Here is a 17910-nt window from a genome sequence, read left to right as displayed (position 1 = left end):
CGATACAAAGGGGTTCGGTTGGCGCACGCGCATCCCATACATGGGTGGGCGGCGTCGTACTTTCAATGTCAGGTTCAGCTTTAGCTCGTTAGCACGCGGTGGCGCCACGCCGGCAGGCTTTGGCGGACCTCGTCGATGCGTGCGCGCTCCAGATTCCCGGCGACGACGCCGGCGCCTTCATCTCGGACCGCGACGATCTCGCCCCACGGGTCGATCAGCATGCTGTGTCCCCACGTGCGGCGGCCGTTCTCGTGCTTGCCGCCTTGCGCCGCGGCGAGCACATAGCACTGGTTCTCGACGGCGCGGGCACGCAGCAGCATTTCCCAGTGCGCGCGGCCAGTCGTATAGGTGAAGGCCGAGGGCACTACGATCAGCGCGCAATCGCCCATGCGGCGATACAGCTCCGGAAAGCGCAAATCGTAGCAGACCGACAGGCCGATCCGTCCGAACGGCGCGTCGAAGGTGCGAACCTCCTCGCCGGGGCGAATGGTGCGGGCCTCGTCGAACGATTCGTCACCTTTTTCGAAATTGAACAGGTGGATCTTGTCGTAGCGGGCCGCCTCCTCGCCCTGCGGGTTGAATACCAGCGTGGTATTGAGGACACGGGTGGCTTCCGGCGCGGTCAGCGGCAATGTGCCGCCGATCACCCAGACGCGGTGGCGGCGGGCGGCGTCCGCCAGAAAACGCTGGATCGGGCCGTCGCCGTAGGGTTCGCGCACACTGAGTTTGTCCGTGTCCTTGAAGCCCATGAAACAGAAGTATTCGGGCAGCAGGACGAGTTGCGCACCGTCGGCCGCGGCCTCGGCGATCAGGCGTTCCGCCTCGGCCAGGTTGCGCTCGCGGTCCGGCGTGCTCACCATTTGCAGGGCGGCGACGCGGAAGGACGGATCAGGGAATGTTGAGTGGGCGTGGTGTTCGCTCATGAGCGTTTCGAAAGACTCCCGGCAGTGAGCAGGCTGGCGCGAACTTGCAAGCGCCGCCTGCGTCGATCAAGGCTATACCGCTGCCGGTCCGGCACCGTGAGCGCGGTCAGACGGCACTCACTACGGGGCTCAATACTGGGGTCACTGCGCTTCCACGGTCGAAGCCGGCAGGTCCATCTTACCGCGATCGCTGCGGACCCGCTCGACATGCGGTTTCGACCATGAACCGGTGATGGCGTAGTCCAGCGCGAACGCCTTCGAAATCGACTTCGACAGCGCGAAATCGGCGACCAGCGCGGCCAAGCCGATCAGCGGATTGATCACGGTGGCGGCGACTACACCCGCGCCGGCGCTGATTGTCGGCACGATATGCACGTGCAGATCCTGAGTTTCCTGCGCGAGGTCGACTGAGCCGGTCATCTGGGCGCGGGCGGGCGCAGTGACCATCTGGAAATTCTCGGTGCGGCCGATGCCGTCGGTGATCTGTCCGGTGCCCTTCACGCTTTCGAACGGCAGGCCCTCGCCGATCACGTCGCGGAAATTCAGCGTCGCAAAGCGTGCGAGGCTTTGCAGGCTCAGCACGCCTAGCAGCTTGGCGACGGCCGGATCGACCTTGAGGATCTGGCCGTGCTCCAGGTCGACCGCCAGATTGCCGTTCAGCGTCGGATAGTCGATATGGGTGGGACCGCCGAGCCAGACCACCTTGCCCGACAGCGTCCCGCTGCCACCCTTGAGCGTGCGCGGCTTGCCGGCCCGCTCGAGCAGGGCGCCGGCATCCTTGATGTCGAGCTTGAAATCGAACACGGTGCGCTTTTGCAGCTCTTCGTCGGCGCTGGCGCCGAGTTGCGTCGCGGTGCGCCAGTTCGCGGTCGCGGTCAGCGTGGCGTCCGGGTTACTGATATTGAGCTTGTCCAGTTGCCAGACCGGCACGCCGTCTTCCTCGGAGTTATGCGCATCGACTTCCAGGCTGCCTATATTGTGGTCGCGCACGATCAGCTCGTTCACCACCAAATCGATTGACGGCATGTTCTGCGCCGGCGCCGACATCGCCTGGCCGAGCAGATCGTTTTCCGTGGCCGACGGAATCACCAGCCGGGCGAGGCGGGCCTGCAGCGTGCCCGGTGAGCCCTTGACCGGGCCAGGCAGCCACGCGATGTGCCCGGAAACCTGATTCGAGGCGATATTGGCCTGCCAGTTGCCGTTGTCACGCGACGCGCCGACGATCACGCTTTCCCAGTGGCGCTTGAGCAGCGTCAGGGTGCCGATGTGCACGGCAAAGCGGTTCGGCAGGAACTGCGTTAGCGTGGGGTTGGGCGCGCTTGCCGCCGATGCCGCTCCCACGGGCGCAGCGGCGGCTTCCTTGCTGCGCATCTGGTTGACGAATGCGCGCCATTGGTCGGCGTCGAAGGCGTCGATGTCGACCGCGGCGATCACCCCTTCGGTCGGCAGCTCGGCCGGCTTGTTGACGCCCACTGCGCCGACCACCACCGCCGGCGGCTGGCCCGGCGTGTGGCGCAGCAGATACGTCGCGGCGATCGGGCCAAACTGCAGATCGGCCCGCTGCAGGCCGGGGTCGCCTTCCGCGGCGGCTGGCTTGAAGCTGAAGTGCAGCGGCATCGGCGTGCCGACCGGCTTGTTGAACGGCGCGGGGAAGTCGAGCGCGAGGCTGCTCAGGTCGGAGTTCGCGGTGACGTCGGGCAGGCGACCTTTGACGCCGTTCACGCTCAGATCGTATGGCGCGCTGCCGCTCATGCGCGTGAGCACCTGCGCGGCGGGGCCGTGCAGATTCAAACCGCGCGCGGCGTCGACGGCAATGTGGCCGTTCAGATCGAGCGCGTAGGTGCCGTTGTTCTGCACGCCACCCTTGGCGTGGAGGTCGCCGCCGAGGAACTGGCCGTTCAGCCGGTCGAATTGCGCGGTGTGTTCGGTGAAGCGAACCTTGCCATTGAGTTGCGACAACGGCGGCACGTTTTCTATGCTCAGGCGGTTGTTCTGGAAGCCCAGTGCGCCCTCGACGGCGATATGCGGCTTCGGCGTGCGCGGCACGGTCAGCTTGAGCGCGAGTGACGCGGGTCCTTCGGCTTGCACCTTCTCGCCAACGTGCTTCGACAAGCCGCCGAGCGCACTCCCATTGACGTAGTCGATCATATCGGCGAGCGGGCCGTGACCGTCGCCGTTGATCACGAGGGGCGAGGCCTTGGTCCCCAGGTCGTCGATCTTGCCGCCGACCTTGGTGAGCGCGATGCGCTTGTAGTGAGCGCGATCGACGTCGAAGCGCAGCACGTTCTCCTTCAGCTCGAAGGTGCCGTCGATTCCGTCCAGCGCCGGCCACACGTTCGGCGTCACACCGTCTTTCATCACGCGCGGCGGAAACGGCGACGGGTCGAACTTGCCGCCCTTGAACGGCGCGACGATATGGAACACGCCGGCAGTCGGATCGCGCGAGTAGGGGAATTTGGTGAGGTCGCCGTGCACCTCGATCACCGCGCCACGCGACATGCCGGCCTGCAGCCCGTGACCGAGGTAATTGCGCAGCTTCTCGCTGATGCTGGTGGGCAGGTAGCGGACGATGCGCGTAACCTGGGCGTGATCGAACTGTGCCTTCAGGTCAAGCAAGCCGCGTCCATGGCCCGGATTACTGTAGTTGGCCGTGACCATCGCGGCGGTGTCCGCGTTGGCCACACGCAGTTCCGGGACGGTGATCGCAAACGCCTTATGCAGTTCGCCCGGTGCCGTCGTCGGCTTGACCGTCCAGTTACCGCGGCCCTGCAGGCGGTCGAACTTGAGGCGCGGATCGTCGAACACACCCGGCAGCGTGACTGCCACATTGTTGGTGTCGATGGTCATCGAGCCGTGGGTTTCGTCGGCATCGACGCTGCCCCACAGGTTTTCGACGCCAGGCAAGCCTGCCCGCGGGTGGCCGAGGGGGGTGAGTCCCGGTGGCGGCTCCTGGGCCGCCACGCTGATGCCCTGCAGGTCCGCCTTGAAGCGGTAGCGCACGATCGGTTCGGCGCCGTTCGCGCTATGTTCGACGGCCGCTTCGCCGGAGCTCGGCGTGGCCCGCTCGACCTCGATCAGGTAGTTCGACACCATCCCGCGCGGATTGAAGCGCACCAACTGGTTGAGCAGGCGCCCCGATAGCGGTAGAGCGCGGCTGAATTCGGCGAGGATCCCCAGGTCGACGTGGTCGCCGCCTACGCTGATCAACTGGCCGTGCTGCAGGGACGCCCTGCGGTAATGGGCGGTCAGCGTCGTCAGGGCTAGCGTCCGGGTGAGCGGTGTGCCGTCGTCGAGCGGCGGCTGACCAAGCTCGGCGTGCAGGTGGTTCAGTTGCAGCGTGTAGTCGCCAGATTCCGCCACCTCGACTTTCCACGAGAAGCTCGCAACCGGCACGTCGAGGCGCGGCTGGGTCGGACGTACGCGCATCGAGACATTGGTGCCGGCCAGCTCGCCGCTCGCCGATTTCATCCGGCCTTGGGCAAACTCGATCCAGATGGCGTTGTCAATCCGGCCCGCGAAGGTCTCGATCGGGAAATCCATGTATTGGGCGAGGGCGGGCAGGTCGACCGGGCCGGTGGACACGTAGGCCTGACCGGTCCAGTTGATCGGCTTGCCGATGTCCGACAGACGCGCGTGTTTGAAGTGGGCGCGGAAATCGAGCGGGCCGTGCAGCACCTTGCCGTCCGGCGGGGCCTGTAGCGCCAGATGGTGGTCGTCGCCGTCATTTAGGATGGCGAGGCGAATGTTCTGCAGCGCCAGTTCCGGCGCGTTATGACTCGCGTCCATCCAACGCAGGGTGCCGCCGCGCAGCACGATGGCCTGTTGACGCAGCAGCCACGTGGTGAAGGTGTCGTTGCCCGTATGCCTGCTCGGCATCGTGACGCCCGCGACCGAGAGCGAGCCGTCGCCGCGACGCCCGATCAGCACGTCGGGCTGATCGACGATCAGGCTCGAGAGGATCGGCTTGAGTCGCCATAGCGAGCTCCACGAAACCGTGGCGGTGGCGTGCGGAATGTTCAGCCCGACCTTGCCCTCACGGTCGCGAATGGTCAGATTGGTGACGTCGATGCCGGGTTGGAAACCGGTCCAGTGCGGCGCCAGTTTGCCGATGGTGAGCTGCGCGTGGATTTTCTCGGAGACCAGCGCTTCGATGCGCGGCCGGAACGCGTCGACCCGCGGCAGCAAGCCGTAGCGCAGTCCCATGAAGAGGACCGCCGCGATGAAATAGATGACGAGCGCAATTGCCGCCAGCACCCTCAAGGTGTGACGCAGCACCACGTGGTGGTCGCCGCTCACTGGCCTGACTTGTCCGGGTTCGTGTGGCGCGGCGGATTCGTTTCGCTCGGACATGCTGCGGCGGGGGTGGGCGTATGGTAGTTTTGCGGTCTGACGACGAAATGTAACACACGGGCCAGCCTCGACGAATATCCGTCAAGGCCTGTATTTACGGCGCCTCGCGACCTCAGCGACGCGGCACATGGCCCGGTGATGAGACGAATGAAGCAACCAGCGATCCAGACCTCTGATGACTGACGCCACACTCTTGAGTTCCAGCTTTTCACACTATGCGGCGCGCGCGCTGGCGGCACGTCCTGAACTCGCTGAGCGTATCGCGGCGCTGGCGGCGGAGCCGTTGACGCGCGAGTCGATCGAGGCCCGCTTCGATGAATTGTGCGCGGCGCAGGCCGGTGGTGCTGGCGGCCCAAGTGTTGCGTTGACCGAGGACGGCCTCAAGCGGGCGCTGCGCCAGTTGCGCACCGAGGTGTTTTGCGCCGTGATGGAGCGCGACCTGGCCGGCCGTGCGGACGTCGCCGAAGTGACCGGCGCGATGACCGATCTGGCTGAAACGACCATCCAGCGGCCGCTGGCGGTGTTGTCCGCCGATCTCGAAGTGTTGTACGGCGAGCCGCGCGGCCCAGAGGGCGAACGGCTGACGCTCGGCGTGGTCGGCATGGGCAAGCTGGGTGGACGCGAGCTGAACGTCTCGTCGGATATCGACCTGATCTTCATTTATGAAGAGGACGGCGAGACCGCCGGCGGTCAGCGTTCGCCGATTGCGACTCAGGATTTTTTTACCCGGCTGGGCAAACGGCTGATCGCGGCGCTTGCCGAAGTGACCGCCGACGGCTACGTCTTCCGCGTCGACATGCGGCTGCGGCCGAACGGCGATTCGGGACCGCTCGTGTGTAGTCTTGGCATGCTCGAAGAGTATTTTTACGTGCAGGGCCGTGAGTGGGAACGCTACGCCTGGATCAAGGGGCGGCTCGTGTCCGAAGGCGGCAGCGATGCCGCGCGCCGGCTGTCGAAGCAGCTCGATGCGATCGTCACGCCGTTCATCTACCGCCGCTATCTCGACTTCGGCGTGATCAGCGCGATCCGCGCGTTGCATCTGCAGATTCGCCAGGAGGCACAGCGCCGCGCATCGATGCGGCCTGACAAGGCCGACGACATCAAGCTCGGCCGCGGCGGCATTCGCGAGATCGAATTCAGCGCGCAGGTGTTCCAGTTGATTCGTGGCGGTCAGGATGCGGGTTTCCGCGTGCGGCCGACGCTCGCCGTGCTGCGTCACGCCGCGGCGCACGGCCTGATCGCGCCGACCGTGTGCGTGAAGCTCTCGCAGGCCTATCGTTTTTTGCGCGAACTCGAACACCGCTTGCAATATCGCAATGACGCGCAGACCCACGCGATGCCGGTCGACCCGGAAGAGCGTGCGGCGCTGGCGTATGCCATGGGCTTCGACGACTACGCGGCATTGATGGCCAAGCTCGATGCGCACCGCGAACTGGTCGAACAGCAGTTCGACCAGATCTTTGCCGACAAGGTGACCGGCCGCGACGGCTGCGGCGCGCCGGAAGACGGTGCGGCCGTGTGGGTATGGAGCAGCGCGCTGGCCGACGATAGCGCGGACGTTGCCCTGCAGGCGCGCCTCGTCGAGTTAGGCATTGCCGAGCCAGCTGAATTGCTCGCGCGACTGCGCGCGCTTTGGCAGTCGTCGCGCTACGCGGGGCTCGCCGAGCGTAGCCGGCAGCGCTTCGACATCGTTGCGCAGCGCGCTCTCGAAGCCGCGCGCACGCTGGAGCCGCCCGCGCGGCGCGGCGACACGGTGGCACGTTTCTTCGATCTGCTCGAAGCCGTGAGTCGGCGCGGCGCCTATCTGGCGTTGCTCACCGAGTATCCGCAGGCGCTGCACCGGGTGCTCTCAGTGCTGGGCGCTTCGCACTGGGCGGCCGGCTATCTGATCCGCCATCCTCAACTGCTCGACGAACTGCTCGATGACGAGGCGATCGCGAGCCCGTTCGACTGGGCCGAGTTCAAGCGCACCCTGCGCTTGCGCCTGGCCGCGGCCGACGGCGTCGAACAGCAGATGGATCTGTTGCGCCACGCCCACCAGGCCGAGGTATTCCGCATTCTGTTGATCGATCTGGCGGGCAAGCTGAGCGTCGAACATGTGAGCGACCGGCTCTCGGAACTCGCGGATGCCGTGCTCGATGTCACGCTCGAAGCGGTCTGGAATCAGTTGGCCAGACGTCACCGCGAGGTGCCGCGCTTTGCGGTCATCGCGTACGGGAAACTGGGCGGCAAGGAGCTGGGCTACGCGTCAGACCTCGACCTGATCTTCCTCTACGACGACCCGGACGAAAATGCGGCGGAGATCTACGCCATGTACACCCGGCGCCTGATCACCTGTCTGACGATGGCGACGGGCGCGGGCACGCTGTTCGACGTCGATCTGCGGCTGCGGCCAAACGGCGAATCGGGCCTGCTCGTCACGGATCTGGATGCGTTCAGGCGTTACCAACTGCGCGAGGGCGACGCGGCCAACACAGCGTGGGTCTGGGAACACCAGGCGCTGTCGCGGGCGCGCTATTGCGCGGGTGATGCCGAGATCGGCGCGAAGTTCGAGGCGATCCGCGTACAGGTGCTGACGACCCCGCGCGAGGCTGAACCGCTCGCGCGCGAGATCGTCGAGATGCGTGAGCGCGTGTGGGCCGGGCATCCCAACCGGACCCAGCTGTTCGATTTGAAGCACGATCGCGGCGGGATGGTGGATATCGAGTTCACCGTTCAGTACTGGGTGCTGCTGCACGCGGCGCGTGATCCGGAATTGATCCGCAACACCGGTAATATCGCGTTGCTGCGCGAGGTGTCGCGCTTCGGGATGATGAGCGAGGAGGAGGCCGAGACGGTTGGCGCCGCGTATCGCACTTACCGCAAGCTGCAGCACAAGCTGAGGCTCGACGGGATGGAGAAGGCGCGCGTCGAGCCGGCAGCCGTCGAGGCGGAGCGCCAGGCGGTGCTGGCGTTGTGGCAGCGGGTGTTTGGGTAGCGGTTTGGCTGGCGCAGGGCTTAAGACACCCAGGACTTTGAGCGTGCTGCACGGCCTTGCTCTATGAATACGGGTAAGGGGCCGCTCTGATGTTGGGACGGCCCGCAGACCCTGTACTGGCTTCCTTCTACGCTGCGAGCATTTCCTTGGCGTGCTTGCGCGTCGTGGCGGTGATCTCCAGGCCGCCGAGCATGCGCGCCACTTCTTCGATCCGGCTCGCCTTGTCGAGCGACGTGACGCTGCTGACCGTCCCGCCTTTGCCGTTCGTGGCCTTCGCCACCTGGAAGTGATGGTCGCCGCGCGCGGCGACCTGCGGCAAATGCGTCACGCACAGCACCTGGCGGGCCCGCCCGAGCTGATGCAGCAATCGTCCGACCACTTCCGCAACGCCACCGCCAATTCCGGTATCGACTTCGTCGAAGATCAGGGTGGGCGTCGGGCTGGCGGCGCTGGCGATCACGGCGAGCGCAAGGCTGATCCGCGCCAGTTCGCCGCCCGAAGCGACCTTTGCGAGCGGCCGCAGCGGCACGCCAGCATGGCCCGCAACCCGGAACTCCACCTGTTCCAGCCCGTGCGCGCCACCTTCCGGTAATGCCACGAGAGCGACTTCGAAGCTACCGCCTTTCATCGACAGTTCCTGCATGCCCGTGGTGACCGCTGAGCCGAGTGCCTTGGCGGCCTTGGCGCGCGCCTTCGAGAGTTGCCTGGCCTCGGCGAGATAGGCTTCCTTCGCTTTGGCTTCGGCAGCGTGCAGGGCGTCCAGATCCGCGGCGGCGTCGAGAGCGGCCAGTTGCGCGCGACGTGCGGCGTGTTCCTCGGGCAGCGTTTGCGGCTGCAAACGGAATTTGCGTGCGGCCGAATGGAGTGCGTCGACGCGCTTCTCGATCTGGGCGAGGCGCTCGGGGTCGAGCTCCAGCCGCTGCGCATAGTGGCTCAGCGAATACGCGGCTTCCTGCAACTGGATCTCGGCGGGTTCGAGTGCGGCGAGGGCGTCGTTCAGCGCCGGATCGATTTCCGCGAGATCGCGCAGTCTGGAGACGATCGACGCGAGATGCGTGATCATCGCCTCGTCCGATTCGGACAGCGCGGCAAGCGCACCTTGCACGCCTTCGATCAGATTAGCCGAATGCGACAGGCGGTTGTGTTCGGCGTTGACCTCTTCCCATTCGCCCGGCTGCGGGGCGAGCTTGTCGAGCTCGGCCAACTGCCATGCGAGGCGTTCGCGCTCGAGTTGCAGCTCGCGGTCACGAGATTTGGCGAGTTCGACCGCTTGCATCTTCTCCCGCCAGTTGCGCCAGGCGCGGCCCACGGCGCCTGCCTTGTCGATCAGCCCGGCATGGGTGTCGAACAGCTCGCGCTGGGCGTCCGGGCGCATCAGCAACCGGTGCGCATGCTGCCCGTGAATGTCGACCAGCATTTCGCCGACTTCGCGCAATTGCGCGAGCGTCGCCGCGGTGCCGTTGATGAAGGCACGCGAGCGGCCGTTCGCGTCGACCACGCGCCGCAGCATGACGGTGCTGCCGTGCGGGTCGTCGGCCGCTGCAGCGCCTGGCGAGGCGAGCGCCTGCTCGTCGAGCCACTGCTCGAGTTGCGCGTGGGTTTCGAATTCCGCGGTGATATCGGCACGGGCCTCGCCGGTGCGCACGACGCTTGCGTCGGCACGGGCGCCGAGCGCCAATGCCAGAGCGTCGATCAGGATCGACTTGCCGGCGCCTGTTTCACCTGAAAAAACCGTAAAGCCGCTATCGAATTCAAGATCGAGCGCGGCGACGATGACGAAGTCGCGTATCGAGAGGTGGCGAAGCATGGAGGTCGTCTGGTGGGCGTGGGTTACCGGCTGGGGCGATCCGCTCAGGGCTTGATGTCGTCTTCGTGCGACGGGTATTCGTTCCAGTGAAGTTTCTTGCGTAGGGTCGCGTAATAGCTATAGCCGACCGGATGCAGCAACGGCACGGTATGGCGCGAGCGGCGAACCTCGATAGTGTCGTTGTGTTCGAGTGCGGTGAACGACTGCATGTCGAAATTGACGTTCACGTCTCGTCCCGCGACGATCTGGATGCTGACCTTCGAGTCGTCCGGCAGCACGATAGGCCGGTTCGACAGCGCGTGCGGCGCGATCGGCACCAGCACGATGCCTTGCAACTGCGGATGCAGGATCGGCCCCGCCGATGACAGCGAATAGGCGGTCGAGCCGGTCGGCGTGGCGACGATCAGGCCGTCCGAGCGCTGGTTGTACATGAAGCGGCCGTCAACCGAGACGTGCAGTTCTGCCATCCCCGAGAAGCCGCTGCGGTTCACCACCACGTCGTTGAACGCGAGCGCGTGGTAAATCGGGCTGCCGTCGCGCATGATGCGCGCCTCGAGCAGCGTGCGTTCCTCGCGCTCGAAGTGGCCGCCAAGCATCTGCGGAACGATGACCTGCATGTCGGAAATCGGGATGTCGGTGATAAAGCCGACGCGCCCATGGTTGATGCCGATCAGCGGCGTGCGGTACGGCGCGAGCTGGCGGCCGATGCCGAGCATCGTGCCGTCGCCGCCGAGCACCACGGCGACGTCGGCGCGCGCGCCGATCTCCGCTGGACGCAGGGCCGGGTATTCGGTGATGCCGATCTCCGCAGCGGTGTCCGCTTCGAATACCACCTCGAAGCCGCGCTTCGCGATGCACGAGGCGAGCGCGGTCAGCGGCTCACCGATGCCTGGCGTATTGTTGCGCCCGACTAGCGCGACGGTCTTGAACTGGCTGGTAACTTGCATGCCGGCATTACACCATAGGTGGGGGCTGAAAAGAACCGTCCGCGGCCATACGGGCGGCCGACGCGGGGCGGGTGCGAAACGTGCTGCCGAGGATTATCGTTAGAATGGTTAAGTCATGATGACAGGGGGCGCCGGGTGCCTCGACGAACCAACGGACACGGGTCTCCGCGAGGCGCTGAGTCGCCGGCCGGATTCGCGGGCAGAGCTCGACGGAACCCAGGCAGATATTGACGGAACCCAGGCAGATATTGTTAGCGCTCGCGGTTGTTGCGTCATTAAGCTAAAATTTTCCGTCATGCTAGATCCCCGCGCACAAACCCTCCTCAAAACGCTGATCGAGCGCTACATCGCCGAAGGTCAGCCGGTCGGTTCGCGCACGTTGTCCCGCTATTCCGGCCTGGAATTGAGCCCGGCGACGATCCGCAATGTGATGTCCGATCTGGAGGAGCTGGGGCTCGTGATCAGCCCACACACCTCGGCGGGCCGCATTCCCACGCCGCGTGGCTACCGCCTCTTCGTCGACACGATGCTCACCGTCGAATCCGCCGCCGACGAAGAAGCCGTCACCCGTACTGTCAAGACCACCCTGCAGGCGGGCGAGCCGCAGAAGATCGTGGCGGCAGCGGCGAGCGTGCTGTCCAACCTGTCGCAGTTCGCCGGCGTGGTGCTGACGCCGCGGCGCAGCCATGTGTTCAAGCAGATCGAGTTCATGCGCCTGTCCGACAAGCGCATCCTGCTTATCATCGTCACGCCCGAGGGCGACGTACAGAACCGCATCATGGCGACGCAGCGCGACTTTTCGCCGTCGCAACTGGTGGAGGCGTCCAACTACATCAACGCCCACTTCGCCGGCCTGTCGTTCGACGAGGTGCGCCGGCGCCTGCGCGAAGAGATCGACGAACTGCGCGGCGATATGACCACCCTCATGCACGCTGCCGTCACCGCCAGCACCGACGAAACCGACGCCGGCGAGACCGTGCTGATATCCGGCGAGCGCAATCTGCTCGAAGTGGCCGACCTGTCCTCCGACATGGCGCGGCTGCGCAAGCTGTTTGATGTATTCGACCAAAAGACCAGCCTCCTTCAGTTGCTCGACGTGTCGAGTCACGCCCAAGGCGTGCAGATTTTCATTGGCGGCGAGTCGAACCTCGTGCCGATCGAAGAAATGAGCGTGGTGACCGCGCCATACGAAGTGAACGGCAAGATCGTTGGTACGCTCGGCGTGATCGGACCCACGCGGATGGCCTACAACCGTGTGATCCCGATCGTCGATATTACGGCGCGTCTGCTTTCGCTGACGCTTAGCCAGCAGTAACAACTGCACGTGGCTAAACGCGGCGGCCTGTGCCGCTGCCTGCAACCGGCCTCCCGGCCAACGCCCGAACTCATGCCGGTAATGATGCGGCGCGGCGCGGCGCTTGCCAATCGGCCGAATGGCCAGGTATGCGCGGCGGATCGCGCCGCTATAATGAGTTCCACCTGAAACGTTTTCCGCCGTAAGCGGCTAACCCTGTTGCCTATGCGTTTCGACCTCGAGCGGCCGTCTCAGCCCGCCACAGCCCACCGTGTGGCGGTGTTGCTGATCAATCTGGGCACGCCCGACGCACCAACGCCGAAGGCCGTGCGGCGCTATCTCGCGCAGTTTCTGTCCGACCCACGGGTGGTCGAGATTCCCGCCATCGCCTGGCAGGTCATCTTGCGGGTCCTGATCCTGCCTTTCCGCGGGCGCTCGTCGGCCAGGAAATATGCAGCCGTGTGGACGCCGGAAGGCTCGCCTTTGCGTGTGTTCACGGAGAAGCAGGTAGAAGGGCTGCGGCATCTCCTGCAGGTGAACGACTACACGGTGCTCGTGGACTACGCGATGCGCTATGGCATGCCGGGCATCCCGGACATGCTGAATCAGCTCAAGCTGGCCGGTGCCGAACGGGTGCTCCTCGTACCGATGTATCCGCAATACTCGTCGTCGACCACCGCTACGGCCTTCGACGCCGCATTTTCCGCGCTCAGGCGCATGCGCAACCAGCTCGAAATCCGCACCATCCGGCAATATGCCGACCATCCCGCGTATATCGCGGCGTTGGCTGCGCAGGTACACCACTACTGGCACGCTCATGGGCGTCCGGATTTCGCGGCGGGCGACAAGCTGGTGCTGAGCTTCCACGGCGTTCCCAAGCGCACGCTGGATCTGGGCGATCCCTATCACGACCAGTGTCAGCAAACCGGGGCGCTGCTGATGCAGGCGCTTGAACTGACATCGGTCGAATGCCGCGTTACGTTTCAATCGCGCTTCGGCAAGGCCGAATGGCTGCAGCCCTACACCGCGCCGACGCTCAAGGAACTGGGCGCGGCAGGCGTGCGCCGGGCCGACGTGTTCTGTCCGGGTTTCACGGCCGATTGCCTCGAAACAATCGAGGAAATCGGCATGGAGGTCCGCGATGAATTCGTCCACGCCGGCGGCAAGGAGTTTCACCGGATTCCTTGCTTGAACGCCTCGCAAGCGTGGATTGCCGCGCTTGGTGAGATCGTCGCGCAGAATCTGCAGGGCTGGCCGGTTCAGACGGCATCCGTGCAGGGCGTGGTGGAAGCGTGAGACATTGTTGCAACGCGCTTGGGGCGCCAGACTGACCGATGAACTACAAGATTTTCACCGAACCCGGTGCGCGTCTGCGCATCGACAAATGGCTGTGGGCCGCACGCTTCTTCAAGACGCGCTCGCTCGCGGCGGACGCGGTCGATAAAGGCCATGTGCGCATCGGCGGGGCCACGGTCAAGCCGGCCAAGGAAGTGCGGGTCGGCGACCTCGTTGAGATCGAGATTGAAAGGATAATCTGGCAGGTCGAGGTGCTAGGCGTCTGCGACGTGCGCGGGCCGGCTAGCGTGGCGCAGACGCTTTATGCGGAGACTGAGGACAGCAAGGTGAAGCGGCAGGAGGAGCAGGAGCGGCGCAAAACGTATCGCGAGCCGGCCGCCGCTTTGCACGGGCGTCCGACCAAGCGCGACCGGCGCATTATCGACAAATTTTCAGGTGGGGATTAAACAGCTGTTCCATCGTGGCGTGCACACCGCCATACTCCGTCGTGCTGTCGTTCACGGCCCCCGACATGCAGATGGTCGTGGTTCCCGCGACGAGCACCAAGGCGACCACGGCTATTGCGAAGGTCAGTTTCACGGTACGCCCCCGGAAGGATGCTGAACGAACACTCAGTTAGTTAATTGAGGTGGTATATATCGGGTTAGGGTAAACGTGCCTTTCCCGATGAATGTCTGCAGTTTAGGTCAGTCCTCGACCCCGCTCAATCTCATTCTGATGAAGTCAGGGTAATGGTTGTAACCAGGCATTTCTCCCGCACTGCTGCGGTGCAGAAAGGTCGTTTTGACCGCTTGAAATGGTGGTTTAGGTCCCCACCTTAAGCAGCGATGAACGGTGGCTCATGTGGTGTTTTTGCAACGCTCTTGCGAGCGCCATAAAGCCACAATGCGGCCGTCCTTGGCTTTAACTTTTTAACGACTTTCAGCGACATGGAAAACACGCAAGAGAACCCGACGAGCCAGAACCCCACGCCCGCCGAAGAAGCCGCGCGCCAGGCCGCCGAGGCCACCGCGGTTCAGCCCGACGCTAACCCGGCTGAAGGTGCGCCGGGCGCCGCCGCGCCGGCAGGCGTCGAAGCCGCCTTGGCTGAAGCGCAGGCCAAGATCGCCGAGCTGCAGGAGAGCTTCCTGCGTGCGAAGGCCGAGACCGAAAACGTGCGCCGCCGCGCGCAGGAAGACGTCTCCAAGGCCCATAAGTTTGCGATCGAAAGCTTTGCCGAGCACCTCTTGCCAGTGGTCGACAGTCTCGAGGCGGCCGTTGCGCACTCGTCCGACGACCTGCAGAAGGTCCGCGAAGGCGTCGAGCTGACGCTGCGTCAGTTGAACGGTGCGCTCGAGAAGGGTCGCGTCGTTGCGATCAATCCGCCGGCCGGCGAGAAGTTCGACCCACATCGTCACCAGGCCATCTCGATGGTGCCTGCCGAGCAGGAGCCGAACACGATCGTCTCCGTGCTGCAAAAGGGCTTTGTGATTGCCGATCGCGTGCTACGTCCGGCGCTCGTCACTGTCGCGCAGGCGAAGTAAGCGCCGGGTCTCACTGAAGAGCCTCCCGGGCCGACGCCGTCACCATGGCTAACCTTCCCGTCGACGCCACGGCTTTTGCCGTGTTCGAGATGCAGGAGTTGAGCGCGGAGTCGTTCGACGCCGGACTCGAAGCGGCCGGCGACGAGCTCGCTGTGGTGTTCTTCTGGGGGCTGGACTGTTTTAACTGTGAGATAGCGAAGAAGGCGATGCTGGCGCAGCCCGAGGCGATTCGCGCCCTCGGCCTTAAGTGGTTTCACAGCAACGTCTACGAGCATCGCGAACTGGGCCGCCGGTTCATGCTGCACGGCGTGCCGACGTGGTTTTTCTTTTACCGTGGCAAACGGCTTGGCCGGGCGACCGGCTGGCACGGCCTCGGGCAGTTCGAGGCAGCGGTGGCGGCCGCGCGGGAGAAGATACTGGCGAGGGCGGCCAGCAGCGCAACGGTCAACAGCGGGATCACCGGCGACTCCGGCAATCCCGAAGCGGCAGGCGATTGAAAAAAATTAAAGACCGCATTGCATTCAAGGTCTTGAAAACGATGCGGACGCACTTATGTTGAGTGCAGGTATGAATTGAAGGCGGGTTGCCTTGCCGCCAGATGGGCACAAGGCACCCTACCGCAGCGATCAAAGTCAGGAGATTAGTAAAAATGGGCAAAATCATCGGCATCGACCTCGGCACGACCAACTCGTGCGTGGCGATCATGGAAGGCAATTCGGTCAAGGTGATCGAGAACTCGGAAGGTGCGCGCACCACGCCGTCGATCATCGCTTACATGGAAGACGGCGAAATTCTGGTCGGCGCGCCTGCGAAGCGTCAGTCGGTCACGAACCCGCGCAACACGCTGTACGCGGTCAAGCGCCTGATCGGCCGCCGCTTTGAAGAAAAAGAAGTGCAGAAAGACATCGCTCTGATGCCGTACAAGATCGTCAAGGCCGACAACGGTGACGCCTGGGTCGAAGTGCGCGATCAGAAGCTAGCTCCGCCGCAAATCTCGGCTGAAGTCCTGCGCAAGATGAAGAAGACCGCTGAAGACTACCTCGGCGAGCCGGTCACCGAAGCGGTGATCACGGTTCCCGCGTACTTCAACGACAGCCAGCGTCAGGCTACCAAGGACGCCGGCCGCATCGCCGGTCTGGAAGTCAAGCGCATCATCAACGAACCGACCGCCGCCGCGCTCGCGTTCGGCCTCGACAAGGCAGAAAAGGGCGACCGCAAGATTGCCGTGTATGACCTGGGCGGCGGTACGTTTGACGTGTCGATCATCGAAATCGCCGACGTTGACGGCGAAATGCAGTTCGAAGTGCTCTCGACGAACGGCGATACGTTCCTCGGCGGTGAAGACTTCGACCAGCGCATCATCGATTACATCATCGGCGAGTTCAAGAAAGAGCAGGGCGTCGACCTGTCGAAGGACGTGCTCGCGCTGCAACGCCTGAAGGAATCGGCTGAAAAGGCGAAGATCGAACTGTCGTCGAGCCAGCAGACTGAAATCAACCTGCCGTACATCACGGCAGACGCGTCGGGTCCGAAGCACTTGAACCTGAAAATTACGCGTGCAAAGCTCGAAGCGTTGGTGGAAGAACTGATCGAACGCACCATCGAGCCGTGCCGTCTGGCTATCAAAGACGCAGGCGTGAAGGTTGGCGAAATCGACGACGTGATTCTCGTCGGCGGTATGACGCGTATGCCGAAGGTGCAGGACAAGGTCAAGGAATTCTTCGGCAAGGAACCGCGCCGTGACGTGAACCCGGACGAAGCCGTGGCCGTGGGCGCCGCGATCCAGGGCCAGGTTCTGTCGGGCGACCGCAAGGATGTGCTGCTGCTCGACGTGACCCCGCTGTCGCTCGGCATCGAAACGCTCGGCGGCGTGATGACGAAGATGATCAACAAGAACACCACGATCCCGACGAAGCACGCGCAAGTGTATTCGACGGCGGACGACAACCAGGGCGCCGTCACGATCAAGGTGTTCCAGGGCGAACGCGAAATGGCAGCCGGCAACAAGCTGCTGGGCGAGTTCAACCTCGAAGGCATTCCGCCGGCACCGCGCGGCGTGCCGCAGATCGAAGTGAGCTTCGACATCGACGCGAACGGTATTCTGCACGTCGGCGCCAAGGACAAGGCAACCGGCAAGGAAAACCGCATCACCATCAAGGCGAACTCGGGCCTGTCGGAAGGCGAAATCGAAAAGATGGTGAAGGACGCGGAAGCGAACGCGGAAGAAGATCACAAGCTGCGTGAACTGGCCGATGCCCGCAACCAGGGCGACGCGCTGGTCCACAGCACGAAGAAGGCGCTCACCGAATACGGCGACAAGCTGGAAGCGGCTGAGAAGGAAAAGATCGAAGCAGCGCTGAAGGACCTCGAAGAGACGCTGAAGAGCGGTTCGAGCGACAAGGCGGCGATCGAAGCCAAGATTGAAGTGGTCGCAACGGCGTCGCAGAAGCTCGGCGAAAAGATGTACGCCGACATGCAGGCTGCGCAAGGTGCAGCAGGCGCAGCGGCCGGTGCCGCGGGTGCAGCACCGGGCGGTGCCTCGGCCGGTGGCGCGAGCCAGCCGGAAGACGACGTGGTCGACGCTGAGTTCAAGGAAGTCAAGAAGGACTAAAGCCAGGTCGCAATTTGACCGTAAAGCCGCACACAGCAGTGTGTGCGGCTCGGCTGCAAAACGGTCTGCGCCCGTCTCCGGGAGCATGAACCTGCAAAGCGGTTATCGCGCCTGGTGAGCCTTTTGGGCTCTCCGGGCACATTTGTTTTATGGAGGGCGTTGCTCAGATCCTGTAAACGAGG

11 protein-coding genes are annotated in these 17910 nt (G+C 64.2%); 7 read left to right on the top strand and 4 right to left on the bottom strand.

The window, feature by feature from the left end; genetic code table 11:
* Positions 1-80: 80 nt before the first annotated feature.
* Together P3T40_RS06245 and P3T40_RS06240 are read right to left on the bottom strand one after the other, a co-directional pair.
* Positions 81-923, bottom strand: coding sequence for a carbon-nitrogen hydrolase family protein (locus P3T40_RS06245; RefSeq protein ID WP_429266815.1), 843 nt, complete (start codon positions 921-923; stop codon positions 81-83).
* Between the two features lie 141 nt (positions 924-1064).
* Positions 1065-5273, bottom strand: coding sequence for a YhdP family protein (locus tag P3T40_RS06240; RefSeq protein ID WP_429266814.1), 4209 nt, complete (start codon positions 5271-5273; stop codon positions 1065-1067).
* Positions 5274-5448: 175 nt separating this feature from the next.
* Here P3T40_RS06240 and glnE point away from each other — a divergent pair, with 175 nt between their 5' ends.
* The gene (gene glnE, locus P3T40_RS06235) at positions 5449-8250 is read left to right on the top strand and encodes a bifunctional [glutamate--ammonia ligase]-adenylyl-L-tyrosine phosphorylase/[glutamate--ammonia-ligase] adenylyltransferase (protein WP_429266813.1); all 2802 of its coding nucleotides are present in this window, start codon (positions 5449-5451) and stop codon (positions 8248-8250) included.
* 127 nt (positions 8251-8377) lie between these two features.
* Here the strand turns inward: glnE and recN are convergent, their stop codons facing one another.
* Together recN and P3T40_RS06225 are read right to left on the bottom strand one after the other, a co-directional pair.
* Positions 8378-10057, bottom strand: a complete 1680-nt coding sequence (recN, locus tag P3T40_RS06230; RefSeq protein WP_429266812.1) for a DNA repair protein RecN — start codon at positions 10055-10057, stop codon at positions 8378-8380.
* 44 nt (positions 10058-10101) lie between these two features.
* Entirely contained in the window at positions 10102-11004 is a 903-nt protein-coding gene (locus tag P3T40_RS06225; protein WP_429266811.1) for an NAD kinase, read from the bottom strand.
* A gap of 295 nt (positions 11005-11299) precedes the next feature.
* Between P3T40_RS06225 and hrcA the strand changes: the two genes are divergently transcribed.
* From hrcA to dnaK, 6 genes are all read left to right on the top strand, one after another.
* Entirely contained in the window at positions 11300-12319 is a 1020-nt protein-coding gene (hrcA, locus tag P3T40_RS06220) for a heat-inducible transcriptional repressor HrcA (RefSeq protein ID WP_429266810.1), read from the top strand.
* Between the two features lie 204 nt (positions 12320-12523).
* Positions 12524-13594 (top strand): ferrochelatase, encoded by a 1071-nt coding sequence (gene hemH / locus P3T40_RS06215; protein WP_429266809.1) that lies wholly within the window; start codon positions 12524-12526, stop codon positions 13592-13594.
* A 38-nt stretch (positions 13595-13632) separates the two neighbouring features.
* Positions 13633-14040, top strand: a complete 408-nt coding sequence (locus P3T40_RS06210; RefSeq protein ID WP_429266808.1) for an RNA-binding S4 domain-containing protein — start codon at positions 13633-13635, stop codon at positions 14038-14040.
* 483 nt (positions 14041-14523) lie between these two features.
* Complete coding sequence (gene grpE / locus P3T40_RS06205; RefSeq protein ID WP_429266807.1) at positions 14524-15117, top strand: nucleotide exchange factor GrpE; 594 nt, start codon at positions 14524-14526, stop codon at positions 15115-15117.
* A 44-nt stretch (positions 15118-15161) separates the two neighbouring features.
* Complete coding sequence (locus P3T40_RS06200; RefSeq protein WP_429266806.1) at positions 15162-15614, top strand: thioredoxin family protein; 453 nt, start codon at positions 15162-15164, stop codon at positions 15612-15614.
* Positions 15615-15766: 152 nt separating this feature from the next.
* Positions 15767-17728, top strand: coding sequence for a molecular chaperone DnaK (gene dnaK, locus P3T40_RS06195; protein ID WP_429266805.1), 1962 nt, complete (start codon positions 15767-15769; stop codon positions 17726-17728).
* Positions 17729-17910 lie beyond the last annotated feature (182 nt).

This window comes from Paraburkholderia sp. EB58, from assembly GCF_050436665.1.
GTDB lineage: Bacteria > Pseudomonadota > Gammaproteobacteria > Burkholderiales > Burkholderiaceae > Paraburkholderia.
The sequence above is the reverse complement of the archived record's forward strand: the minus strand, read 5'-3'. Positions and strand labels throughout refer to the sequence as shown.

What these genes read in the sequence shown, in the direction of transcription:
- P3T40_RS06245 (WP_429266815.1), bottom strand. Translation starts at nt 923, where the DNA reads ATGAGCGAACACCACGCCCACTCAACATTCCCTGATCCGTCCTTCCGC.
- P3T40_RS06240 (WP_429266814.1), bottom strand. Translation starts at nt 5,273, where the DNA reads ATGTCCGAGCGAAACGAATCCGCCGCGCCACACGAACCCGGACAAGTC.
- glnE (WP_429266813.1), top strand. Translation starts at nt 5,449, where the DNA reads ATGACTGACGCCACACTCTTGAGTTCCAGCTTTTCACACTATGCGGCG.
- recN (WP_429266812.1), bottom strand. Translation starts at nt 10,057, where the DNA reads ATGCTTCGCCACCTCTCGATACGCGACTTCGTCATCGTCGCCGCGCTC.
- P3T40_RS06225 (WP_429266811.1), bottom strand. Translation starts at nt 11,004, where the DNA reads ATGCAAGTTACCAGCCAGTTCAAGACCGTCGCGCTAGTCGGGCGCAAC.
- hrcA (WP_429266810.1), top strand. Translation starts at nt 11,300, where the DNA reads ATGCTAGATCCCCGCGCACAAACCCTCCTCAAAACGCTGATCGAGCGC.
- hemH (WP_429266809.1), top strand. Translation starts at nt 12,524, where the DNA reads ATGCGTTTCGACCTCGAGCGGCCGTCTCAGCCCGCCACAGCCCACCGT.
- P3T40_RS06210 (WP_429266808.1), top strand. Translation starts at nt 13,633, where the DNA reads ATGAACTACAAGATTTTCACCGAACCCGGTGCGCGTCTGCGCATCGAC.
- grpE (WP_429266807.1), top strand. Translation starts at nt 14,524, where the DNA reads ATGGAAAACACGCAAGAGAACCCGACGAGCCAGAACCCCACGCCCGCC.
- P3T40_RS06200 (WP_429266806.1), top strand. Translation starts at nt 15,162, where the DNA reads ATGGCTAACCTTCCCGTCGACGCCACGGCTTTTGCCGTGTTCGAGATG.
- dnaK (WP_429266805.1), top strand. Translation starts at nt 15,767, where the DNA reads ATGGGCAAAATCATCGGCATCGACCTCGGCACGACCAACTCGTGCGTG.